The organism is Saccharospirillum sp. (genome assembly GCF_039982735.1).
In the GTDB taxonomy this organism is placed as follows: Bacteria; Pseudomonadota; Gammaproteobacteria; order Pseudomonadales; family Natronospirillaceae; genus Saccharospirillum.
In genome coordinates this window covers 61544-84170 of the sequence record NZ_JBDWXV010000019.1, presented here as the reverse complement: position 1 = coordinate 84170, position 22627 = coordinate 61544, and the positions used below count along the sequence as shown (strand labels likewise).

The 22627-nt window shown below is 57.1% G+C and carries 23 protein-coding genes; 14 read left to right on the top strand and 9 right to left on the bottom strand.

Annotated features, from left to right (window positions below):
- Positions 1–32: 32 nt before the first annotated feature.
- On the bottom strand, positions 33–428 hold the full coding sequence (locus tag ABJT94_RS16950) for an SRPBCC family protein (RefSeq protein WP_348474757.1): 396 nt from the start codon (positions 426–428) through the stop codon (positions 33–35).
- A 125-nt stretch (positions 429–553) separates the two neighbouring features.
- Here ABJT94_RS16950 and ABJT94_RS16945 point away from each other — a divergent pair, with 125 nt between their 5' ends.
- Positions 554–910, top strand: a complete 357-nt coding sequence (locus tag ABJT94_RS16945) for a metalloregulator ArsR/SmtB family transcription factor (protein WP_348483197.1) — start codon at positions 554–556, stop codon at positions 908–910.
- Entirely contained in the window at positions 907–1353 is a 447-nt protein-coding gene (locus ABJT94_RS16940; protein WP_348474755.1) for an SRPBCC domain-containing protein, read from the top strand. Before ABJT94_RS16945 ends, ABJT94_RS16940 begins: the two co-directional genes overlap by 4 nt.
- A 320-nt stretch (positions 1354–1673) precedes the next feature.
- On the opposite strand, the gene ABJT94_RS16935 is transcribed toward ABJT94_RS16940, so the two are convergent.
- Genes ABJT94_RS16935 through ABJT94_RS16925 form a run of 3 tightly spaced genes read right to left on the bottom strand, consistent with a single transcriptional unit; the run spans position 1674 to position 4188 of the window.
- Positions 1674–3164: a DUF4173 domain-containing protein gene (locus ABJT94_RS16935; RefSeq protein WP_348474754.1), complete on the bottom strand. Its 1491-nt coding sequence runs from the start codon at positions 3162–3164 to the stop codon at positions 1674–1676.
- 60 nt (positions 3165–3224) lie between these two features.
- A complete protein-coding gene (locus ABJT94_RS16930; protein ID WP_348474753.1) occupies positions 3225–3593 on the bottom strand; it encodes a transcriptional regulator in 369 nt (122 codons plus the stop codon).
- Complete coding sequence (locus ABJT94_RS16925) at positions 3586–4188, bottom strand: hypothetical protein (protein WP_348474752.1); 603 nt, start codon at positions 4186–4188, stop codon at positions 3586–3588. The genes ABJT94_RS16930 and ABJT94_RS16925 overlap by 8 nt, the downstream gene beginning before the upstream one ends.
- A 152-nt stretch (positions 4189–4340) precedes the next feature.
- Here ABJT94_RS16925 and ABJT94_RS16920 point away from each other — a divergent pair, with 152 nt between their 5' ends.
- The 12 genes from ABJT94_RS16920 (at position 4341) to ABJT94_RS16865 (ending at position 17305) form a co-directional block, all read left to right on the top strand.
- Positions 4341–4736, top strand: a complete 396-nt coding sequence (locus ABJT94_RS16920; RefSeq protein ID WP_348474751.1) for a hypothetical protein — start codon at positions 4341–4343, stop codon at positions 4734–4736.
- Positions 4737–4926: 190 nt separating this feature from the next.
- Positions 4927–5541, top strand: coding sequence for a sigma factor (locus ABJT94_RS16915; protein WP_348474750.1), 615 nt, complete (start codon positions 4927–4929; stop codon positions 5539–5541).
- 29 nt (positions 5542–5570) lie between these two features.
- On the top strand, positions 5571–5957 hold the full coding sequence (locus ABJT94_RS16910) for a VOC family protein (protein ID WP_348474749.1): 387 nt from the start codon (positions 5571–5573) through the stop codon (positions 5955–5957).
- A 162-nt stretch (positions 5958–6119) separates the two neighbouring features.
- Positions 6120–8693 (top strand): hypothetical protein, encoded by a 2574-nt coding sequence (locus tag ABJT94_RS16905; RefSeq protein ID WP_348474748.1) that lies wholly within the window; start codon positions 6120–6122, stop codon positions 8691–8693.
- A gap of 2 nt (positions 8694–8695) precedes the next feature.
- Positions 8696–10018 (top strand): DUF1501 domain-containing protein, encoded by a 1323-nt coding sequence (locus ABJT94_RS16900; protein ID WP_348474747.1) that lies wholly within the window; start codon positions 8696–8698, stop codon positions 10016–10018.
- A gap of 102 nt (positions 10019–10120) precedes the next feature.
- Positions 10121–11005: a DMT family transporter gene (locus ABJT94_RS16895; RefSeq protein ID WP_348474746.1), complete on the top strand. Its 885-nt coding sequence runs from the start codon at positions 10121–10123 to the stop codon at positions 11003–11005.
- Between the two features lie 151 nt (positions 11006–11156).
- A complete protein-coding gene (locus ABJT94_RS16890; RefSeq protein ID WP_348474745.1) occupies positions 11157–11834 on the top strand; it encodes a hypothetical protein in 678 nt (225 codons plus the stop codon).
- Between the two features lie 144 nt (positions 11835–11978).
- Positions 11979–12899 (top strand): glutaminase, encoded by a 921-nt coding sequence (locus ABJT94_RS16885; RefSeq protein WP_348474744.1) that lies wholly within the window; start codon positions 11979–11981, stop codon positions 12897–12899.
- A 234-nt stretch (positions 12900–13133) separates the two neighbouring features.
- On the top strand, positions 13134–13616 hold the full coding sequence (locus tag ABJT94_RS16880; protein ID WP_348474743.1) for a spore coat protein U domain-containing protein: 483 nt from the start codon (positions 13134–13136) through the stop codon (positions 13614–13616).
- Positions 13616–14317 (top strand): fimbria/pilus periplasmic chaperone, encoded by a 702-nt coding sequence (locus ABJT94_RS16875; RefSeq protein ID WP_348474742.1) that lies wholly within the window; start codon positions 13616–13618, stop codon positions 14315–14317. The genes ABJT94_RS16880 and ABJT94_RS16875 overlap by 1 nt, the downstream gene beginning before the upstream one ends.
- 4 nt (positions 14318–14321) lie before the next feature.
- Positions 14322–16877, top strand: a complete 2556-nt coding sequence (locus ABJT94_RS16870; RefSeq protein WP_348474741.1) for a fimbria/pilus outer membrane usher protein — start codon at positions 14322–14324, stop codon at positions 16875–16877.
- Positions 16862–17305 (top strand): spore coat U domain-containing protein, encoded by a 444-nt coding sequence (locus tag ABJT94_RS16865; RefSeq protein ID WP_348474740.1) that lies wholly within the window; start codon positions 16862–16864, stop codon positions 17303–17305. Before ABJT94_RS16870 ends, ABJT94_RS16865 begins: the two co-directional genes overlap by 16 nt.
- Before the next feature lie 63 nt (positions 17306–17368).
- Here the strand turns inward: ABJT94_RS16865 and ABJT94_RS16860 are convergent, their stop codons facing one another.
- The 5 genes from ABJT94_RS16860 to ABJT94_RS16840 form a co-directional block, all read right to left on the bottom strand.
- Positions 17369–17791, bottom strand: a complete 423-nt coding sequence (locus ABJT94_RS16860; protein ID WP_348474739.1) for a DUF1801 domain-containing protein — start codon at positions 17789–17791, stop codon at positions 17369–17371.
- 69 nt (positions 17792–17860) lie between these two features.
- A complete protein-coding gene (locus tag ABJT94_RS16855) occupies positions 17861–18823 on the bottom strand; it encodes a serine hydrolase (RefSeq protein WP_348474738.1) in 963 nt (320 codons plus the stop codon).
- Between the two features lie 447 nt (positions 18824–19270).
- Entirely contained in the window at positions 19271–20920 is a 1650-nt protein-coding gene (locus ABJT94_RS16850) for a M28 family metallopeptidase (RefSeq protein WP_348474737.1), read from the bottom strand.
- Between the two features lie 232 nt (positions 20921–21152).
- The gene (locus ABJT94_RS16845) at positions 21153–21950 is read right to left on the bottom strand and encodes a pyrroline-5-carboxylate reductase dimerization domain-containing protein (RefSeq protein ID WP_348474736.1); all 798 of its coding nucleotides are present in this window, start codon (positions 21948–21950) and stop codon (positions 21153–21155) included.
- On the bottom strand, positions 21932–22603 hold the full coding sequence (locus ABJT94_RS16840) for a TetR/AcrR family transcriptional regulator (RefSeq protein WP_348474735.1): 672 nt from the start codon (positions 22601–22603) through the stop codon (positions 21932–21934). Before ABJT94_RS16840 ends, ABJT94_RS16845 begins: the two co-directional genes overlap by 19 nt.
- Between the last annotated feature and the right edge of the window lie 24 nt (positions 22604–22627).

The following is a 22627-nucleotide window of genomic DNA, read 5'->3' as shown; positions in this document are numbered from 1 at the left end:
CGCCGTCGTTCAGCATTGCAAGAGCCAACCTGTCAGCGTGTAGATGCTAGCCAGGCTTTGATTGGCTCCCAGTACATTTTGTGCCAGCCACCGTCCAGGTGGTCACCGGCTCCCTCCGGAAAGGCGGTATGCGTCAGGTGCAGCTGAGTGCCTCCGTTGTGGGGTTTCAGTTCGAAGGAGACCAGTGAATAGTGGCCACTGGCCCAGTCGGCACCTCGCCAAGCCTGGACAATGCGCTGGTTCTCGACCAATTCTATGTTGCGACCTTCCACGCCACCGCCATAAAGCGTAAAGGCGCTGCCTTCTGTTGGCTCTATTGTGGCCGGCGCCTTGGTGAATGCACTGTGGTCTTCAGTATTGAGGTAGGCGTTGTAGAGTGTTGCGGGGTCGGTGTCAAAGACCATGTCTTGCTCAATTGAGGCGGTCATGATCGGGCTCCTTATGGGTGGGTTGGACTCATCATCATTTAACTAAACCATTTGGTTTAGTAATTCGATGCTAAACCGTATGGTTGACTATTGCAATGATAAACTGAATGGTTAACAATCCGTCTATGATGACTGAACAAACCGCTCGCCCTCAGACGCTGGATGACGATCAGCTCGACCTGGTTTTTAAGGCTTTGTCTGACCGTACCCGGCGTAGGCTGCTGGCCGAATTGGCCCGTGGCGATGCATCGGTCAGCGAGTTGGCCGCGCCTCTGCACATGTCGTTACCGGCAGCGTCCAAGCACATTCGCGTGCTGGAGAATGCATCGCTGGTTAAACGCACCAAGTCCGGGCGGGTGCAACACTGTGCCTTGCAGGCTGAGGCGCTGTCAGATGCCGACGCGTGGCTGAACCACTACCGGGCGTTCTGGAACGATCAGCTGGACACCCTGCAACACTTCCTTGAAAGTGATCCCTCATGACCTTGGCCGACCTGAGCCTTATTGTTCGGCGTCACATCAAAGCCAGTCCCAATCGGGTTTTTGCCGCCTGGACATCACCTGAGGCGCTGAAAGTGTGGTGGGGGCCCCAGGGTGTCCGCTGCCCGGATGCGCAGGTCGATCTGACTGTTGGCGGGCACTACCGCATTGCCAACGAATTGCCGGACGGTCGCTTACTCTGGATAGAAGGGATCTTTGAGGAAATCGTACCCGATGAAAAACTGGTGTACTCCTGGGTATCCAGTGACCTGCAACCGGCACCAGAGCGAGTAATCGTTCACTTCAAACCGGTGCGTGAGGGTACCGAAGTGATTGTTGTCCATGAGCGAATTGCCAGTAAAGCGGCCGTCGATGACCACACTGCAGGCTGGGAAGGCTGTCTCGATGGCCTGGAGCGACTGGGCTTGATAGGTGATGTATTTTAGTCGACTAACAAGTCTTAGAGGCTGACCGTTTCATGCTGTTGTTGACGCTGTGTTTCCTTACCGCACATCCCGCACACCTTTTAAATGGGTAATCCACCCTAAGGTTATGCTGTGAATACTTGGCTGCGGGAGGCCCTCATGACTCAATCAATCATGCCAAACCCCGGCTTCGCCCCATCTTGGGACCCTGCCTGAATCGGCTCCAGCGGAGTTGACCGCCGTGGGCGTAAGCTCCGCGCCTACAGAATATCCTTGTCGGAGAACAGCCAGAGCTGATTAGGGATTATGCACCCACTAAGGCCGCTATCCGACATAATGCATTACCGGCTAGCAAGGCAACCCCTGGTCATTACCCGCAACATTCTTTCTCGTTCACTCACCCCGTCACGAGCTCTAACCTCAGCGCGATTCCAGATACGCCAGTCAGCCTTGCGATCCCCCGCTGGTGACCAGCGCCACAACAAGTTTGCAGAAAGCACGCACCGCTCTGTGTCCGGCAACGCATCCAGTCGCTCCAACACCACAGGCACTGCATCGGCCCCCAGCGCCATCAGATAATTGGTATCCAGTGACTGTTGCTGATCAATCGTGCGCTCCAGGTTCACACTCGCTACCCAGCCTGCCGGGTTTATAAGCGCGAAAACCAATACCATGGCCACGCCAGCCAGAGTCGACCCCGAAGCGAACCAGTTCAAGCGCCCCTGCAGCACCGTCGCCGAAAACAACAGCAGGGTGAATGCGAGCCACAGCAGAATGGCCAGCACGGTTAACCGGTCCAGACTCAACCCGAAGGCGTCGATATACAGCACGAATCGCTGGGTGGCGGAAACCAGCATTACCAGCACGAGACCGACGAGCACCAATGCCAGGCTGCGGTACAGGCGTTGGCTGGTGCTCACGGAACCGGCGAATAACAATAGGCACAACGTCAGGCCGGCGATGGTCACCAGCTCGAAAAAGCCCCGGCGGGCGTACTCTGCCATCGTTAAGCCTGATACGCGTTGAATCACTTCCTGGCCGCCAAACAAGTACCCCAGTTGCAACGCAACGAACCCACCGAACAGGAGCGTGAGCGAACCCAGTACGATGAGGGTTTCATCCCGGCCAACACTGGGCAGCGGTATCCTTCGAAATCGATTTTCCGAATTGTGGTTGACCACGGCGGCCAGCCAGCCACTCGTTGCCCAGGCTATGAGTAGTGCAATAATGAGGTGGCTGCTTAGTTCGGAAACGGTGAACGTATCTAAAGTGCGCTCCACGAAGCGGTTAAACCCGGCATCCGCTGAAGCGAGCAATCCGGTAAATACCCACATCAGCGGCAAAGCCAGCGCGAGGCCCCGGCCAACCCCAGCCAGGCGTCGCAAAGCAGGGCCCCGGCCCCTGGTTGCTCCGGTGAGTAATGGCACGGCTCCGAACAAGGCCCTCACCGGCACCGATACGAGTGCGTACAAATGATCCAGCGGCAACGACCGGCCCAATCGAGCACCCCAGCCGAGCATGATGATTTGGGAGACCGCAAACGGCAGGAGCAAAAACAATAGAAACTGGGTGAACCCATTACCACGAACCACCATCAGCCCGGTTGCCATCAGCGCCACGGCACACCAGGCCGCAACTGGCCGCCAACGGGTGGGGTCGGCTTGCAACGCCAGCCAGGTTGCTGCGATGCCAGCCAATCCAACCCACACCACCAGCCCGGGCCCTACCGGCCCGGCTCGCACTAAAAGATCTCCCAGAACGCCCAGCAGCAGAGCCGATAAAACGGTTGCGCGTTTCAGGTGGGTTGGTTCGATAGCGGCTTCGGTATCCATGTGTATTACTCCTTCACAGTAAAAGTACTTTGAAATACAAAGTATGTAGGCAAAAAAATATCAGCCGCCTTTAACGTGGCTGATAATGGCTTCCATGTGGGCCACATACTGCTCCAGTGCCTGGCGGCCCTCGCGGGTCAGGCGGTAGTCAGTACGTGGCGTTCGGCCTTCAAACCCTTTGCGACATTCAATGTAGCCCGCATCTTCCAGTTTGCGGGCGTGTACGCTGAGGTTGCCGTCGGTTGCCTTCAATACTTTTTTGAGTTCACTGAAACTGAGGCTTGCATCGGTCGCCAGTGCACTGAGAATGCCCAGGCGTACCCGGTCGTGTATTAACCGGTCCAGATCTGCTGCAGGGGCTGGTGCCGGTTTGGCAGTCGGTGGGTTGTTTTCGACTTTTGCCGCTGTTTTCTTTATTGCTTTAGCCACCGTACCGCCTCCAAATCAACAGGCCGAACAGGCCATGCAAGCCGCCGAAGCCGAGCAACATCATCCAGCCTGTCGTGTCTGGCCACAGTAACGCGATTGCGCCCGCTGCCATAAAGGCCATGCCCATCACCGGAATAATGCTCACCGAGAACAAACCGCCGGTGATCACGCTTACCCCGTATAAACTCAGCCAAATGCCCTGAATTAACGCCAGGTTGCCCGTTGGGTACAGCACGAAGGTTAATAAGCCACCGGCGGCCATCGGCGGTGAAAAGGCCAGCAGCAATTTTCGGGCAGAGCGGGTCCACAAGGTCGTACCTGCGCTGGCCGCCTTGCGTGCGGTAAACCAAAGGCCAAGTACCGTCGCCATTACAAACTCGGCAAACCAGATTGCTAATTCGAACTCGGGTGCCAGCAGTGACACCAACCAGGCTAATGCTGCCGAAACCCCAATCAGTAAATAACCCAGGCCGGAAAGTTCGGTGAAGCGGCCGGTGCTTTCCATGGTCTCGCGGATGAAGCGCAGGTTATCGGCTGCGTGTTCGTGCAAGCTTGTCGGTTCGGGCGGTACGGCCCTGGGTTGGGTGTCTGTCATAGCGGGTGGAACCCGGGTTGTTGGTTGTTGACCAAGTACTTTACAAAACAAAGTATTCTGGAGCAACCTGAATCTACAGATTGAGTAACGGTTGGGGTAGTATCGAAGGCCAAATCATTGCCGATCCTCTACAGAGAACGTTGTATAAAACAATGAAGAGACTGTTCGTTTTATTGTTATTGTTATTGTTGCTGGCCAGCGCTTCGGCCAGCGAGCTGCGACCCTTTACCTCAGACGGCTGCAGTTCTTTCCCAAATGGAACGTTCTGGCAAAACGAGTTATGGCTTGCGTGTTGTACCGCCCACGACTATGCCTATTGGCAGGGGGGCACCTTTGAGCAGCGTCTGCAGGCCGACCAGGAACTGGAAGCCTGCGTCAGTGCCGTGGGTGAGCCCGAGATCGCTCGTCTGATGCTGGCCGGTGTCAGAGTCGGTGGTACGCCCTATTTACCCACGATGTTTCGTTGGGGGTATGGCTGGCCGTATCCGCGTGGCTATAAAGCATTGAGTGATGAAGAGCGACAGCAAATAGACGCATTGGAAGGGTGAAGGTCTGGGAGGTCTGCGGTTATGTCCGGTAACGTCGAAACCTAACCTGATCGTGCCTCATGATGTCTGGCACACGGCCAATGTTCCGCAAGGAGCGCTGGCGATGTTTATTACTGAAGGTGAAGGCCCGGAACATCGCCCCGGGGATTGAGCATCCTGCGACATCCTTTTTCAGGCCTGGAGTTTGCCAATGCGCCCTAGTCAATATGCCCAACTGTGTTCCATCGCCCACCGGATCATTCACGATACCGGCGAAGCGGAAGACGTTGCGCAAGAGGCTTTACTGGCCGCATTTCTGGCAGGACACGCCGATTTTGAGGCCATCGAAACTCGGCGGTGGCTCGTCGGCACCGTTCGGAATATGGCCCGCATGTCGCTGCGCGGCACCGTGCGTCGGCAAGAGCGCGAAAGCCAGTGGCAGGGTGCACAGCACGTTCAGTCCGACCCCTCTGCCAACGGTTACCAGGTGTTGCCAGTCAGTTTGTCGCCTTCGCTCAAGGCTGTTGCCGCGCTGGCCTTATCGGGCCACAACAAGAAAGAAATCGCGTACTTACTGAATCTGACGGACGTAACGCTGCGCCAGCGCATTCGCTCCTTAAAGCGTGCATTAACCCAGGCAGAGATGGTAATGCCGACTGAACTGCCGGGGTTACACCTGGGGCTGGCCTATGGTCGACTTCGCAGTGCTTTGTTGTCCAAGTTGTCGCATCGGGGCGGTGTGTTGGCCAGCCATGATCCCGATGGGCATCTTTTTGTCATCAGTGGCTCACAAAAGGGAAATCGGCGGCAATTAGGCGGCAATTAACAGGTGGATAAACCAAAAAGGAAAACACCATGAACTTCAAACCTAAAAGTGCCAGCATCGTCTATTACGTCAGCGACATTCAGCGTACGGAAACCTTCTACAATGAGACCTTCGGGCTTGGCCTGGAGCGGATGGAGGGTGCCGATCCGTTCTGGCTGCAGGGGCAGCTGGAAAATGGACTGGATCTTATATTCTTCGAAATGGAAGGCACACGGGGCAATACGCCCGCCATTGTATTCGAAGTGAATGAAGGCGGAATTGACGATATTGTCGCCGAACTGGCGGATTCTGGGGTGACCATTGTGACGCCCGTGTCGGAGGCTCCTGGCGGCTGGAGCGCCGATTTTTTGGACCCGGATGGGTTTGGTCTGGGCTTATGGCAGTCGGGCGAGTTGCCGCGTACGTTGAAGTCCTGATCCGTCAGGTTTGTGATACCCCGGGAATGGCCATAAAGCGTCATTTTTCTGGCTAATTTCCGGCATCGGCCAACAAATCTCTACCAGAAACGTGTCTTCCGGCACAGTGTTCGGTGTCTGTTTCGCCGATAATCAGAGTTCACTGTTTTGTGGAAGCCAGCCGTGCACCGGTCATTCATTGTCTTCAGCCTTGGCTGTATTAGCCTGCTTGCCGGGTGCAGCCAGGAGCTGCCCGGCACTGGTTCGCCTACCACGGCACCGGTTGCCGATGTACGCATCGATTGCAACGCTAACGACGATGAGTTCTTCAGCTCCAAAGTCTGGCCGATTCTCCGGGAATGCAGCAGTTGCCACGTCGAGGGCGGGGTGGCGGTTAATCAGGGTGCCCGGTTTATTGTGGCCCCCGGTAACGCAAGCGCCAGCCAGGGCCTGCTGCGCGATTTCATTACCTTGGCCGGCGATCGGCTCGTTAACAAGCCGACGCTGTATCAGGTCAGCCACGGCGGCGGACACCTGTTCGACACCGATAGCCCGGAAGCGGCTACCCTGGCAGAAGCCGTATTGCGTTACAGCCAGAGCGCACCGCAATGCAGCGAAGATGAATCGCCCGTTGCCGAACAACCGGGATACCGCGATGTCAGCCTGATCAGCCGTACTCGAACGCTGCGCAAGGCGGCGATCATGCTCGGCTCAGAATTGCCCGATACCAGTACGCTGAACGACGTACGCGACGATGACAACGCTTTGCGGGAACAGCTGAACGCCTTAATGCAAGGCCCAAATTTCGAAGCCTGGCTGAAAAGTGGGGCCAACGATCGCCTGCTGAGCCGCAAGTATCTGGATGGCATGAGCGAAGCCCAGGAAACGCTGGGCGGAACCTATTACGAAGCACTCTATGAACGCACCGGTGAAGCGTTTGCATCGGCTGATGCAGCCGCTACGGCCTGTGGCAGTGATTTGGATGCCGACACCAGCGAATGCGCGCTGGCGCGGGACGAACGCCAGCGCGCCAACCTGATCTACCAGGAAACCCAGCGGGCTTTGGCCGAAGAGCCGCTGGAGCTGATTCGGCACGTGGTGACCAACGATCTTCCATACCGGGAAGTGCTCACCGCCGATTACCGGATGATGAACCCTTTCACCTACGAGGTGCTCGACGGTGCCAGCTGGCAAGGCAGCTACGACCCTCTGGATCCGACCGACTGGCGCCCTGGCCAGATAAGGCGGTACCGGGTGGCCTGGGGCGTCTCCTTGCAGGCGCGAACCGGGCGCGACTATTTGCCCTCGGCCGGTATTCTTTCGTCACCGGTGTTTCTGGCCCGCTTTCCATCGACAGAGACCAACCGCAACCGGGCCAGAGCGCGCTGGACGTACCAGTTCTTTCTCGGTGTCGACATCGAACGTCTGGCCGTTCGGGCCATGGATCCGGAAGAGCTCAAACGGGTGACCAATCCCGGGGCCGAAGGCAGCAGCTGTTTCGGCTGTCACTCCCTGCTCGACCCCGTTGCCGCCACCTTCCAGAACTGGGGCAACGATGGGCATTTTCTGGATCGGCAGGGTTACGATGCCTTGCCGCCCAGCTATATCGGTTCGGAGCACTACCAACCGGATGACCGGTGGTACCGGCAACAGCTACCGGCTGGTTTCAACCAGCAAACAATGCCGACCATTGCGCCTTACGGCCCGGTCAATGGCCACGACGATGGCTTGCGCTGGCTGGCCGGGCAGATCGTCACCGACGACCGCTTCGCCACCGGTACTGTGCAGTTCTGGTTCAAGGGTTTGCTGGGCCGCGAACCCCTGTTGCAGCCGTTAGAGCCGAGTGACCCGAATTACAGTGCGGACCTCGAAGCCTGGCAAGCCGAACAGACGCTGATCCGGGAGCTGGGCCAGCATTTCCGCGACAACAACGAAAGCCTGAAATCGCTTCTCGTTGAAATGATGATGTCACCGCTGTTTCGCAGTGAACGCTTTGACCAGGCGTCTAACGCTCGTCGCGAGGCATTGCGCGAATTGGGAATCGGCCAGTTGCTGACGCCCGAACAACTCGATAGAAAGCTGACCGCCGTGCTCGGCCAAAGCTGGAAACTGGACTGGCAACAACGCGGCCAACTGCTGGAAAACTATTACCTGTTTTACGGCGGCATCGATTCCGATGGCATTACCGAACGCCCGCAGTATCTGAACAGCATGATGGTCTCGGTCACCGAGCGTATGGCCAACGAGCTTGCCTGCGAGCTGGTGTTTCAGGAGTTCTGGCCAGGCATGCCCCGAACCCTCTTTCCGATGGTCGAGATCACCACCGACCCGACCACTGAAGCGGGTGAAGCCGCCATTCGCACGAACCTGCAGCACCTGATGTGGCGGCTGTGGGGCACCACCGAACCGGCCGAGGTGGACGCTGCCTGGGCATTGTACAAGGCGCTGTATGAGCAACGACTGAGCTGGGATGAACCCACCCCTTACCTGTCGCAGGTAGCGATCTGGAGCGGCCCCGACGCTGACCCGAACGAAGACGAATATTGCCCGGTGCGGGATCGGGACTCCAACGACGGCGTCGCCATTTCCCTGAATTGGGACGGCATCACCAACAGCGACTGGGTGGCTGCCAGTAATGGCAACCCGGAGCCGGTGCGCGCGCACCTGGGCAGTTTCTACAATCCCGAACAGACACTCAGACCCTGGGTCGGTGTGCTGGTCTATCTGTTAACCGACATCCAGTTTCTGACGGAGTGACCATGGATCGCCGCGACCTGCTCAAAGCGCTGTTTGCCGCCGGGCTTGCCCCCGCACTGGCCCCTTTTGCCCGGGCCGAAACAATGCGTTACGAAGGCCCGATTTACATCACCGTGTTTGCCGAAGGCGGTTGGGATGTGACCAGCCTGTGCGACCCGAAAAACGGCCAGCGGCTGAACCCGGCCAGTGGTGAAAGCGTTTGGATCAATCACTGGGCTGAAGCTGGCGAGAGCATTGCCAGTACTGCCAATGGCCTGCGATACGCGCCCTTTGCCGACAATGAACGGTTGTTTCAAACCCTGGGCTCGAAAATGATGGTCATCAATGGCATCGATACCCAGACCAACGCCCACAATGCCGGGGTGCGCCATACCTTCAGCGGCCGTTTTGCCGATGGCTACCCGGCCCAGACGGCGTTGGCCGCCGCCAAACACGGTGCAGGCTTGCCACTGGCCTTTCTCAGCAACGGCGGTTACCGGGAAACCGCAGGTCTGACTCAGTTCACCCTGATGCAGGACCCAAGCACCCTGAACAACCTGATTAACCCGAACGAGCCCAACGGAATCGACAGCCATTATCATCGGGCCGACAGTCTTGACCTGATCGCCGCGGCACGACAATCGAGGCTCGACCGGCTGATGGGCCAGCACCAGCTCACACAACGGTTGAGCGATGCGGCGCGCTTTATGGATTCGAGCCGGGCCGGGCGAGACCAGTTGGCGGCGCTAAACGATTTTCTGCCCGAGACCCTGGCACCGGCCACCGACGCCGATGGCCGCTGGCACCCCATTCTGCGCCAGATCCAGTTGGCACTGGTGTCGGCCGCTGCCGGGTTAACGGTGTCGGCCGACCTGGTGCAGTGGGGTTTCGATACCCACGCTAACCATGACAACTCACAAAGCATTGCCCTGAGCCAGCTCAGCGATGGGCTCATCTATTTGTGGCAGGAAGCCGCCGACATGGATCAGCGGTTTGGCACCAACCTGGCGAGTAGGCTGCGCGTGGTTGTTGCCTCTGATTTTGGCCGTACACCCTGGTATAACGACGGCGATGGAAAAGACCACTGGCCTCTGGGCAGTGCCATTCTGATGCGCGACGGCGGCTTTGCCCAGCACACAGTGGGTGGTACCAGCGACGACGTCGAAGCGCTCAGCCTGAATGCCGACCTGAGCCTGAACGCCGATCCGCAAGCCGCCGATCAATCACGGATCATCCGGCCAGCCCATTTGCAGCAACTGCTGCGCTATTGGGCCAATGTAGAGAACTACAACTCAACCTTCCCGCTGGAAACCGGCAGTCTGGACTTGCGTTCGCTGCTTGGCTAATGAGCCTTTCTAATTCCTATTAGGAATAGATCGCATAGCAATGATTCACTGGTGGAATGCATGCCTTTCCTCTAACTTGGCGGTTCGAAAGGAGTGCGAACCATGAGTTGGATTGGCTTTACCCTGTTGGCGGCGTTTATGCAGGCGGTGCGAACCGCCGGGCAAAAGCAGCTTTCCCTTCATTTAACCGCGATGAGTACGACGCTGAGCCGGTATTTGTTCGGCTTGCCGGTTGCGTTGTTGTATACGGCGGCACTGTGGTATTGGCAGCCCGAAGCCACGCCACAGTGGTCTGGTGGTTTTCTGATGTGGGCGGGGCTGGCGTCGGTGGCTCAAATTGGCGCGACCTGGTGTCTGGTAACAGCCTTTCGGTTTAACAACTTTGCTGTCGGTACCACCCTCGCCAAAACCGAAGCCTTGCAAACCGCGTTGATCGGCTGGTGGCTATTCGGTTTACCGCTGGCCATGCTTGGCTGGTTCGCGTTGGTTGTCGGTTTTTTGGGTGTGCTGGTCATGGGTAACCCGAAAACCCTGTTTAGCAACAAACACGCCTGGCGCAGCCCGGCGCTGGTGTATGGGTTGGCGGCTGGGGCGTTGTTCGCCGTTGCCTCGCTCAGTTTGCGTACGGCGGCTTTGTCGCTGAAGGTCGATACGTTGTTGGCGGCAGCGTTAACACTGAGCAGTATGGTGATGTTGCAAACGGTGATTTGCGCGGTTTGGGTGAGCACCACCGAGACAAAACCCTGGCAGCGATTGTGGCAGTATCGCCGGTTGGCGCTGTTTATCGGCATCACCAGTGCTCTGGGTTCTATTGGTTGGTTTACGGCCATGGCTTTGCATAACCCGGCCCTGGTTAAAACGTTGGGGCAGGTCGAATTCCTGATGACGCTGGCAATTACCCGGTGGGTATTCCATGAGCGGATCAACCACTATCAGGGGTGGGGCATGGTGCTGGTGGTAACCAGTGTCATCTTGTTGCTGCAATAAACCGGGCTGCTAAACCCTATGTTTTACGGGTAGTGGTTAGGGAATGGTGTAAGTACTTTTGGATTCAATTAATTGCCATTTTTAGGTGCAATGCAGCCATGCCTTGTTTATATTGGTTTAGTGTAAAGATAATGGTAAAAGGAACTTACTTATGAAAATGAGTGTTCGAATGGCGGTCGTGGTGGCTGCAGTCGGTTTGAGTATTGCGGGCACAACGCAGGCTGTGGATTGGCGTGCCAAGCCGAACTACGGCACCATTGAATTGAACGCTGGCTTTCGTCCGGACCCTTACACTACGTCAGTCAGAGCCGGGGGTGCAGAGTCTGCTCGCACTGTCGGGGATAACTGCCGTGGCTTTATCAGCAATGCCCCGGACATGGACCTGAACTACGACGCAGGCTCTACTTCGCTGACGATCTACGTTGAGTCGTCAGCCGATGTCACCCTGGTCGTTTATGATGCCGCCGGTAATTGGCATTGCAATGATGATTACTCCAGCGCCGGTGGCACAAATCCAGCCATTCGCTGGACCAACCCGCCCTCCGGCAATTACAACATTTGGATTGGCACCTACGAGTCGGGCGGTTTGCAAGATTCTCAGCTGAGTGTGACGGAATTGGCTTTGCCATGGAGTCAAAGCACGTCCAATAGCACAGGTACTGGCATCGAGTGGGGCGATAATACCAGTAATTGGGCCGATGATGGCGAGTGTGATGACCCAAGATTCGCCGGTCCCGGTACCTCATCAGCGGCCGCCACGGCACACCGTTTTCACGATGCCAATGACTGCCGGACACTTTATCAGCAAGGGCAAATCTACCTTCGGTAATAAGTCGGGTCGGTTCGACAAACCCGTCCCAATCGGCATCGTATCCGCTAAGCCATTGCCGTCAGAACCTGGCCGGTCGACGGCTTTGCTGCAATGGCGTTACACTGCGCGCCTAAAACAATAACAGCGCAAGCCGAGACCCCAATGCAAGATCTCCTGAACGACATTGCCGGCAAAATGAAGCTGGCCACTGAGCGCGGCCAGGTCGCGAATTATATTCCCCAGCTTGCCCATGTCGATCCACAACAATTTGGCATTGCGGTGGCAACACCCGACGGCCAGGTATTTACCGCCGGGGATGCCCACGAACCCTTTTCCATTCAGAGTATTTCCAAAGTTTTTGCGCTGACGCTTGCGCTGGGCAAGCAGGGCGACAGTTTGTGGCAATACGTAGGGCGAGAGCCCTCGGGGGACCCGTTCAATTCCATTGTGCAGTTGGAGCACGAATCGGGGAAACCCCGTAATCCGTTCATTAACGCCGGGGCCATCGCGGTGGTGGATGCCATTATGATGGGGCATGAACCGAAGGAAGTGCTGGCAGAATTACTGAACTTTGTGCGCTTTGTAGCGAACGATGACAGCCTGTATTTCGACCATGAAGTGGCAGCTTCGGAACTTGAGCACAAGCACCGAAATGCCTCACTGGCGCACTTCATGAAAGCCTTCGGTCGGTTGCATCACGAGGTGGATAAAGTCATCGGTACCTACTTCCATCAATGTGCGCTTGCGATGAGCTGCGTGCAATTGGCGCAGGCAGGTTTGTTTCTGGTGGCCGATGGCGTCAACCCTGTAACTGGCACCCGGGTGGTGTCGGCGCAGCGCGCCCGGCGAATCAATTCACTGATGATGATGTGCGGGCATTACGATGGCTCGGGCGAGTTTGCGTTTCGAGTCGGCTTGCCGGGCAAAAGTGGTGTGGGTGGCGGCATTCTAGCCATTGCACCGGCCAGGGCCTCCATCGCGGTCTGGTCGCCCGGTCTGGATAAGATCGGTAATAGCTTGCTGGGAACTCGTGCTCTGGAAATGCTGGTACAGGAAACCGGTTGGTCGGTGTTTGGGCATTAAGGTAGGTTTTAAGAGAGTACAGACTTACACACCGCTTGCGCAATGTTTACATCGAGTGTGATCAGGGTATCAGGAAGTGATCTGGTACGGGGGTTACACTGGCGCTCGATCAGGAACCTAACAGCCACCCGCGCCGAATGGTCGGTTCGGGTTTCAGATGCGTGAGTGTTGCCGCATGACGTTGTAACCCTGCAGTACTGTCTAACCGGTGCGGTTCGTTCTGGAGCCCCCCGAATGCGATGTTATTTCATACTATTCCCCGCTTTGTTTTTGTTGCCGGTGCAGGCGGAAACGACCAGCACCACCACGTTTCAGGTGGGCGCTCAGGTTCAGTCCGGCTGTCGGGTTCAGGCGAATGATCTGCGTTTTGCCGCTCTCGATGAAGCGGGCGTCGAACGCCTCAATACTTCAGCGTTACTCAGTGTGCATTGCACACGCGGTACCTATGTCGGGATGATGCTCGATCAGGGCCAGAACGCTCACCCGGAAACCGGAGTTCGCCAGCTTGCCGGTGAAGAGGCACAGGCAGTTCTCGGGTATCGGCTTCAGCATCAGAAAGCGGAGAGCGCACCTGCGGAAACCGACTGGGAAAATGGATTACCGATGCTGGTCAGTGATGGCAAACGGCAGGCGTTAACGCTATATGGTGAACTGGCTGAAGCCCCGAATGGCTCGCGTTTTCTCTCCGATACGCTAACCATTACGCTGGTGTATTGATGCGCTGGTTCGCGTTGCTCGTGTTAAGCGGTTGGAGCCTGGCGTCGTTTTGCCTGGGGGCGGGGTTGCAGGTGACGCCGATTTTGCAGGAAATTCCCAGAGGGGAAACGACGGCCCTGTACCAGGTACGCAATACCGGAGATGCAGCCGTAACGGTTCAGGTGAGCGCCCAGTTGTGGCAACAGGACAACGGAGAGCGGGTTACCTCGGATACCGACAGCATTCAAACCAACCCGCCGTTGATATCGCTTGAACCCGGTCAGGATGAGTGGGTGCGGGTGGCGTTAATGAGTGATCGTGCCGATGAAGAGCAAGCCTTCCGGGTGTACTTCAGCCAGGTACCGGAAACGGCTCAAACTCTGCACCCGGGTGTTAGAACGCTTATCAGGCTGGATACGCCGTTGTTCTTTCAGGCCCAGGAGCCGCAAACCGATCTTCAATGGAGTGTGCAGCAAGAGGCTGAAGGCTGGCAATTACAAGTACTGAACGCAGGGACCCGGTTCGGCCAGCTAACGCGGCTGGTGGTGGAGACCGAGGGCGGTCGACGCCTGCCCATTGCGGAGGGCGTGCTCTACGTTTTGCCCGATGCTTCGCAAGCCTGGCCCTTGGACCTGTCAGATGTCGACGTCCAGGGCGGGCTTTCGTTGCAGGTTGTGTCGGGTGGCCAGGTTCAGTTTCAACCCTTGAACAACACTGAGTAGCCCGATGATGATGGGGCACATCAGCTTACGCGCAATGCTGCTGCTGGGAATGCTCTTTTTGGCAGTGGCGAGGGCAGACCTGTTGCCGCCAATGGACGAAGGCGATGACCGACCGCGCAATCTCAGAATTCAGTTGCAGCAACAGGAGGATGGTACCTGGGTTTTGCCGATCTCCGACCTGACTGCATTTGGCTGGGCGATGCCCAATGCCGGCTCGCTGCCAGTTTTCGAACAGGAAGGGCGACGTTACATTACGGTTGATGCACTGCCTGAATCCGTCGCTCGCGTGAATGAACGCGAAGGCTATGCGAGCCTGCAGACAGAGGAACTGCGCGTTGTCGATGTCGAAACCGCGAGCGAGTGGCTGCTGCCCATATCGCTGAACAGTCAGGAAGTTAGCGAGCCTCACTCCCTGGTGCGGGAAGCAGGACAGTATTATTTGCCGGCGCAAACCCTGGAAGCTCTGGGTATTTCTCCCGCAGCCATTGTACCCAATGCCACGGGCCTTTATTCATTGAATGAACTGACTGAGGGGTTTTACTGGCTGGATGTTTCTCAGCCCAAACTCACTTTGTGGATGCCCACCAGCCGCTTCAAACCCTACCGGATTGAACGCAAGCGAGCCGACCCTCTGGTGCCGCAGCACGGCTATTCGTTCTTGCTCGATTACCAGTTAACCGAAGGCATCGATGAAGATGAGTGCTGGCGCACGGGTTTGTTTGATGCAGCCGTGAGCCTGGGTACGGCGTATTGCGAAACCCAGCATCAGTACCGTTCCACCACCGAACGTTTTACCCGTCAGGGCAGCCGGTGCGTGCTGGATCGTCCGCGCTCATTGCTTTCTGTAACGCTTGGGGACACCTTCACCTCCAACTCGGTACTCGGGCAAACCGTTGCGTACGGCGGTGTGCAAGTAGGCACCAATACCAAGCTGGCGCCTTCCTGGGTAACGCGGCCTCGACCTTCGTTGCGGGGTGCCGTGTTGACGCCGGCCATGCTGGAAGTATGGATCAATCAGAACCTGGTCACTCAGGAGCAACTGCCACCCGGTCAGTTTGAACTTTACGATTTGCCGGCTGCCAGTGGCGTCAGCGATATTCTCAGTCGCATTGAAGACAGTAGTGGTATGCCCATTATCCAGCGCTTTGCTTTTTATTCAGATGCCTCTTTGCTTGCCCGGGGGCTTGGTGAATGGTCACTTTCATACGGGCATCGCCGGGCGGGTGTCATCGACGGGCAAATCCAGTACGACGAGTTCCCCTTTGCTCTGATGGCCGGTCGTTACGGGTTGACCAACAGGGTGACCTTCGGTGCGCGGGCTGAATTGTTCGAAACCGGACGCGTTGGCGCAGGCACCAGCTATTGGGGCTTGGGCCGGCTTGGCATGCTCGATGTTGGCGGCGCGCTGAGTTTCAACGAAGACACTCAGGATACCGGTGCCACCTGGCAATGGGGCGTTACCCGCCGGGCGAGCAAGGTGTCGCTCCGGTACCGGGAGCAGCGTACCGACGATGCATTCATTCAGTTCGGCAGTACGGTGCCCAACCGGCTACCGGATGTCGAAAAGCAACTGACACTGGGCTGGTCGGTGCGCCGTGGCGTGTCGCTGTCGGTAGGTCGGCTGGCGCGGGAATACGAGACCCGGGCCGACTACCTGGCCAATAACGCCACCCTGGGGCTGAGCTGGGCGGGCCGCGGAACTGTGCGGTTTTCGGCATTGGATGTGATCGAGCCGCAGCCACGGCGACAATACAACCTCAGCTTTACGCTGACGCTGGGCAAGGGCCGCTCGATGACGGCCGCCATGTCGGGTGAGGAACTGGAAAATCGCGGTGTGAGTTACCAGTACCGGTCGCCCGGCGATGGCGGCTATGGGTACCGGGTACATACCGGCGAACAGGGTGAGGTGAGTGTGCAGGATGCCGAACTGAAGCTGGATGGCAGGCTGGCAACGTTGCGCTTGAATGCTGAACGACGCAACGATGAGCTCAGTGGCGCCGTCGAATTAAGCGGTGCCCTGGTTATCAATGAAGCCGGTGCCTTCCTCAGCCGTAACCCGGCGGGCAGCTATGCACTCGTCGATGCCGGCGTCCCCGATGTGCGGGTTTACCGCAACAACCGACTGGTTGGGGTAACGGATAACAGCGGCCGCTTGCTGGTGTCGGGGTTGAAGCCCTACACCCACAACCGGTTGCGCCTGGCAACTGAAGACCTGCCTCTTGCGGCCAGTTTGGCGGAACCCTCTGTGCAGCTGGTGCCGGGAAACCGCCAGGTATTAACGGCACCGTTCGATGTTGTTCTGGACCGGAGTATCACCGCCTACCTCATCGGCCCGGACCAAAACCCACTGCCTGCAGGCACCACCGTGCGCTTTGAAGGGCAACCCGAAGCGCTCACGGTGGGCCACGACGGTTTGCTCTATACCGACGTTGGCTTGCGTTCATATTGGGTGGGTCAGGCCCGACTGGGCGATCAGAAAGTGTGTGAGTTTGAACTGGAACTGAGCGAGGTGGAAGCCTACCCCGCAGACCTGGGAGCCGTACAATGCGAACCCTTATAACCGCAAAAATCGTTCTGACCTACCTGGGCCCGGTGGTGCTGGGCAGCTTGGTGAGCAGTGCGGCAGCGTGCACGGTCAGCGCAACACCGCTGGCTTTTGGCCCTATCGACCCGCTGGCGGACCAGCCAACGGACAGTGTCGGCAGCCTCACCGTGGAATGCCCCGAAAGCAGGGCTTACACCCTGAGCGTTACGCCGGGTAAAGGCACTTATAGCCAGCGCCTGATGAGTGTTGGGGAACTGACGCTGGCTTATAACCTCTACATCGATCAGGAGCACCTGTTTATTTTCGGGGATGGCACCGGCGATACCCGGGTGCTGACTGGCGAAGGGGTAAGCACCGAGGGGGTGTACGGCAGGGTGCCCGCTCAGCCCCGAGCGTACCCCGGGCACTATACCGATGACATAGTGGTGACGGTGGCTTACTGAGCTGCAAGGGCGCGCGCTGATGTGCCCAATTATTGTGGGTGACTGTGTTGGTCCATTTACTGTTCACGCCTTCTCAGGGTACCGTTCGTTCATATCAACCAGTGACTGTCGCACCAATTCCCTAAGCGCCGATGTATCCACATCGTTCAGCCGCTTGATGTATAAACAAGACTTACCCAGCTTGTGTTTGCCAAGACGCTCCAGCACAGCTTGGTAGGGCTTGAAGCCGGGGATGATGTAGATCGACAGATTCTGTTTTCTGGGCGAAAATCCAACCCGCATGAAATCGCCCTCCCGACCACTGTCATAGCGATAGTGGTATTGGCCGAAGCCGATAATGGCCGGACCCCAAAGCACCGGTTCCTGGCCGGATTCCTCTCGCATCAAATCAATCAGTTGGTGGCATTCGGCTTGTCGGCGTTCGTCGGCGAGCGACTCTATAAATTCCGCAATGGAGGTTGAGGTAGGTTGGGTTTTGTTGGCCATGAGGTGTTCTCCATAAGCTGTATTATTGACCCCCGCAGTGCAGGCTGGCTTGCCATTATTTACCCCTCTCTACTGCCCACTGTCTGAAAGGTGGCTCTGCAGCTCAATCACAGACGGCAGAATACTCCGGTAGAAAATATCAAACAGTACGGCCGTTTTATCCGAATTGTAAAACCCAGCGGTAAAGACGGCGACCAGGTCGTATTCGGGAACGATGAATATTAGCTGGCCCCCGTTTCCGCTGGCCCAAATCACTTTGACCCTCTTTTCACCGTAAGGCAGCGTATCCATCCACCAGAGGTACCCATACGGTGTTTCTCGCACCTGGGTTTGAGGTTGAATTGACTCTTGAATCCAATCACGGGGTATCAGCTGGCGACCTTCCCATTGGCCCTCTTGCAGCACCAGTAGCCCCAGCTTAGCCATGCCTTGGGGTGTGAGCAACAGGTGACCACCGGTGTCGACTTTTTCGTCGTTATCGAACCTTGCCCAGCGATAGTTGCTAATACCCATAGGGCCGAACAGGGCGTCATCAGCAAAGTCGGAGAAATCCCTTCCCGAAGCCTGGGCAATGACCTCGCCCAGGGAAATGACACCCGCGGTGCAGTAACGGGCGACTTCGCCCGGGGCGTGAACCGGCGGTAAGGCGAGAAAGGAGGCGACCCAGTCCTGAGTGCGGTAGAGGCGGTCTTCCTGGCCCTTCGAGCGCCAATTGAAGTCGTCGCAATCAAGGCCGGAACTCATTGTTAGCAAGTGGCGGGTCTGGATATCACCCTTGTTGTCGACATTGGGGTAGCTCTTTGCGAGAAAGTCCATGATGGGGCTTTCCACACTGGGAATAACGCCCTGATCCAATGCCGCTCCCGTCAATAGCGAAGTGATGCTTTTCGTCGCCGAGCGCAGGTCATGAGGGTTATCCCGGCTGTAGCCATTGTAGTATTCCTCGAACACAAGGCGGCCGCCCCGCAGGACCAGCAGGCTGTGAAGCTGATGGCTTTGCATCGCCGCAAGTTGGTTCGATACATTTTCCAAACGGGCTGCGTCTAACCCTACCGACTCTGGTGTGCCGACAGGCAACGGCTCGTCTGCATTTATGGGCGGGTGAATGGTGCCTACTGACGAGCATGCAGTCAGGCCAGCCGACATAAAGAGAGCGCAAACCCAAATCAAGAGTCGGTTGGCGTGCGTCAGGGAGGGTACTGCAACCGAGTTTGCATCTGACCGTGTTTTCTTTGTCATAACAGGGTTAGGTTTTTTCGTATTCCCTTGGTCCATTTGACTGCTCCCTAGATCAGTTAACCCGACAAGAAGCCAGAAGTCATCCAAAATCACAATAGGCCAGGCAGGTTGTCGGGCGCTGGTGAGGTGTTCCATTGAAGAGCCGTTCATTCACAATAAAATTCCTTAGGTAGTCACTTAAGATAGGCAAAAAAAAGAGCAGGGCAAAGCCCCGCTCTTTCTGTGGTACCGGGTTATTGTTTACTTAATCCAATATTTGCCCCAGTGGGTAATGTTGAACTGAGCGATATTGCTCATGAACCGCTGAATCGAGGGCTCGGTATCAACGGCGTCTATTTGCTCGTCAATCAGGTACGTAGAGTGCGCAAAAACCGAGGTTACAAAGGCTATGGCATCGGCATTGACTTCCAGCGCACGCAGATCGACGTTATCAATGGTGTCGCAAGCCGAATGGTAGCACTCGTCGAAGGCCACACCGGCTTGACCGCCAAATATCAACGCTTCCTCTTCGGTTTTAATAACTTCGGCACCGGTAAAGAGCCCGCCGAAGGGAATGTCTTCTACGAAAAATTCGGCGTAATCGGAGCGAAAGCTGATTTCGCTGTCGACATAGGATTCACCTCTTAATTCGAAGTACTTCTGGAACACGCTCTCAATAGCCGCTGACCCTGCCGGGCCCTCAAGCCCGAACCCGGAGCCGTCGCCATCGTAAATGCCGTAAATAAAGTTCGGCGAGGCGATCATGTCGAAGTTCAGGTAGGCCTTGATCCGTTCAAGCTCGGTTTCACCCAGGTTTTGAACGTAACGGGTCGAGCCAACCAGGCCGGCCTCCTCGGCACCCCACCAGGCAAAGCGGACTTTGTTGCGGGTACGGGCCTTCTTCATCAGGTTGGCCATTTCCAGCAGAGCGGCGCTGCCTGATGCGTTGTCGTTAATGCCCGCGCCTTCGGCAACGGAGTCGAGGTGAGCGCCGAGCATCACAACGTTGTCCGGGTTACCCCAGCGGCTCTCGGCTATGACGTTGTCGACCGACCGGGTCTCGCGCAATACATCGGCCAGCATCGACAAGACCAGGCCATCGGTTTCAGCCCAGGTAACGCCGTTGTCGTAGGTGGCGAAGAAGACCGGTATGCCGCCGCTGTATTCTTCACCCAGGGTGGCGTTGATCAGGCCTGTGCGATCATCGGCATTGCCCTGGTTAAAGACAATGACGCCAACGGCTCCGGCAGTGGCGGCGTTTTCAGCTTTTTGCTGGAAGCTGCAGGCACCGCGCTGCACCAGGGCAATATTGCCGGATTGAAACGAGTCGAAGTCCTCGATTTCACAGCCGCTGGTAGAGGCATTGCCAGCACCGAGGTCGAGGTCTACCGCCTGAACGGTGCCTGATACGTTGCCCGGTTCTGTCTGGGAGAGGTAGGTGAAGTCTTCGTTCCAGACATAACTGGTCGGCGTTGGCGCCAGAGAGTTCAGTTGCCCGTCTCCCTGCTCGTAGTACGCGGTGAAGTCGAAGGCATCCAGGGTGACGTTGTAACCCATATCTTCGAGTGATTCAGCCACGAAGGCGACCGAGGCATCGTAGCCAGGCAGTCCTGAGGCCCGGTTGCCGTCGTTTTCGTCGGACAGGCGTTGGAAGGTTTCCAGATACGGCACGATGTTCTCGGCCTGCATGCAACGCGGCATGTGCATGGGCGTTGCCCAGCGGATCACCCGGCACTCATTCTTGTGCATGTAGGCTCCGCTCCAGTAGGCATCCAGAAAGTACGACAGGGCCGGAGGGGGCGCATTATTCGAATTGCCATGGAAGGGGTTTGCTATTGCGGCATTGCCGATGAGTAAAGCGCCTGTGGCTATTGCTCCCGCCAGCAGGGTTACAGGTTGGATTGATTTCATGGTTTTTCCCTTGGTTGGTTATTGTTGCTTTTGCCTATAACTCCATCAATACAGACAGTCTTTCCGCCTTGTACTGCTAAACCAAGTTGGGAGGTACATACTGGTAGGTTCATGCAGGTTTTCCATGAACCGGTTCATTATTGTCGAAAAAAAACAGCCCGCCATCGTAAGCCTGGCGAAACAGAGGGAGGGGAAGGGGTTACCTTTTCTATGATGCCATTCCGATTGATTGTTACGGCTTCGCCGCCTGGTAGGCCGCATCCAGCCCCGACAGAACGGTCGACTGAAACCCTTTCTCCATCATGCATTGAAGCCCCTGAGCGGTGGTGCCGCGGTATTCGATCAGTCGGTTTACCATGTCTTGCGGATCGGTGTTCAGGTGTTCCAATAGCCGGCTGCCACCAACCAGTGTCTGCATAACGGCTTCATAGGCGATAGCGTCGGTGATGCCCATCTGTTTGGCATGCGCCAACATGGCGCTGGCCAGCAGCGCCGGGAAGGCCGGGCCAGCGCCGGTTAAGGCGGTCATGTAATCCAGCTCTTGCTCGGTTACCAGCTCGCGCGCCTTACCACAGCTGCTTAGCAGATGCTGTGCTGCGACCCGGTCGGCCTGGGTTGTTGCTGCGCTAGCGTGCCAGGGCATGTAGGCTTCGCCAATCTGTGCCGCGGCGTTTGGCATGGCGCGAATGATGCGCTCGCTGCCGGTCTTGCGGGCAAGCTCTGCGCTGGAGACCATGGCGAGCAGCGAGATGACCGGTTTGTCGCCAACTGGCAGTTCCAGCGCGGGCAGTTGATCCGGGCGCACAGACAGCACCACCAGATCGGCCAGGGCCAGCAGGTCGTGGTTATCGTGAACACAGCGAACCTCCGGCCAGGCATCGTAAGCATCACCGCCGGATCGAGACGACACCACCAATTGACTGGGCGGCACCAGCCCCTGGTTCAGCAAGGCCAACCCCAGGGCGCGGCCCATCCATCCGTGACCGCCGATGATGCCGACAACGCTTCCGGCTAGTTCGTTTTCAGACATTCCGCCGCTCTCCGTTGATCGTAAGCCTGCAACCACTCTTGCAGGTTGGGTGCGTGACGCGAGACGAAACGTTCAAGGTCAGACCGTTCGCAGGGGTGGCCGGTGAAAATCAGGATGTAGTCGGCAAAGCGACCGATGCGCACGGCTTTGGTCTCATGAGTGTGCATTGAAATATAGCCGATTTGCGTCAGATAAATAGTACGTGCGCGGACGCCAGCTTCATGGGGTGGGTAGTTGAAGCGCAGTAACATATTGGTTAGCGCTTGCAGCCGGCGTTCGTCGGCGGTGGCGACTTCTTTGGCCACCTGGGCGTTCTGCATGGCCCAGTTTCGCACGGCGTATTCGAATTCCGAGTCAAACAGTTGCTCATCGAGCCAGCAATCGAACACATTGAGCGTGGCTTCAACCACGGTGTCGGCATAGCGTTCGGTCTGCTGAATGAGGCCCTCGGTGTTGTGCGCTTTCCACCGGTCGATCAGGCGGTCGAGCAGAGCTTCCCGGTCTTTGAAAAACCAGTAGAAGCTGGTGCGGGAGGTGTTCAGCGCTTTGGCCAGCGGCAGTATTTTCACCGCATCCACCCCGGATTGGATCAGCAGACGGTAGGCGGCATCGAGCCAGTCTTCTGCGCGGCCTTTGTCGGTATCGGTTGTCATGGTGCCCTCTGATGAAAATGAACG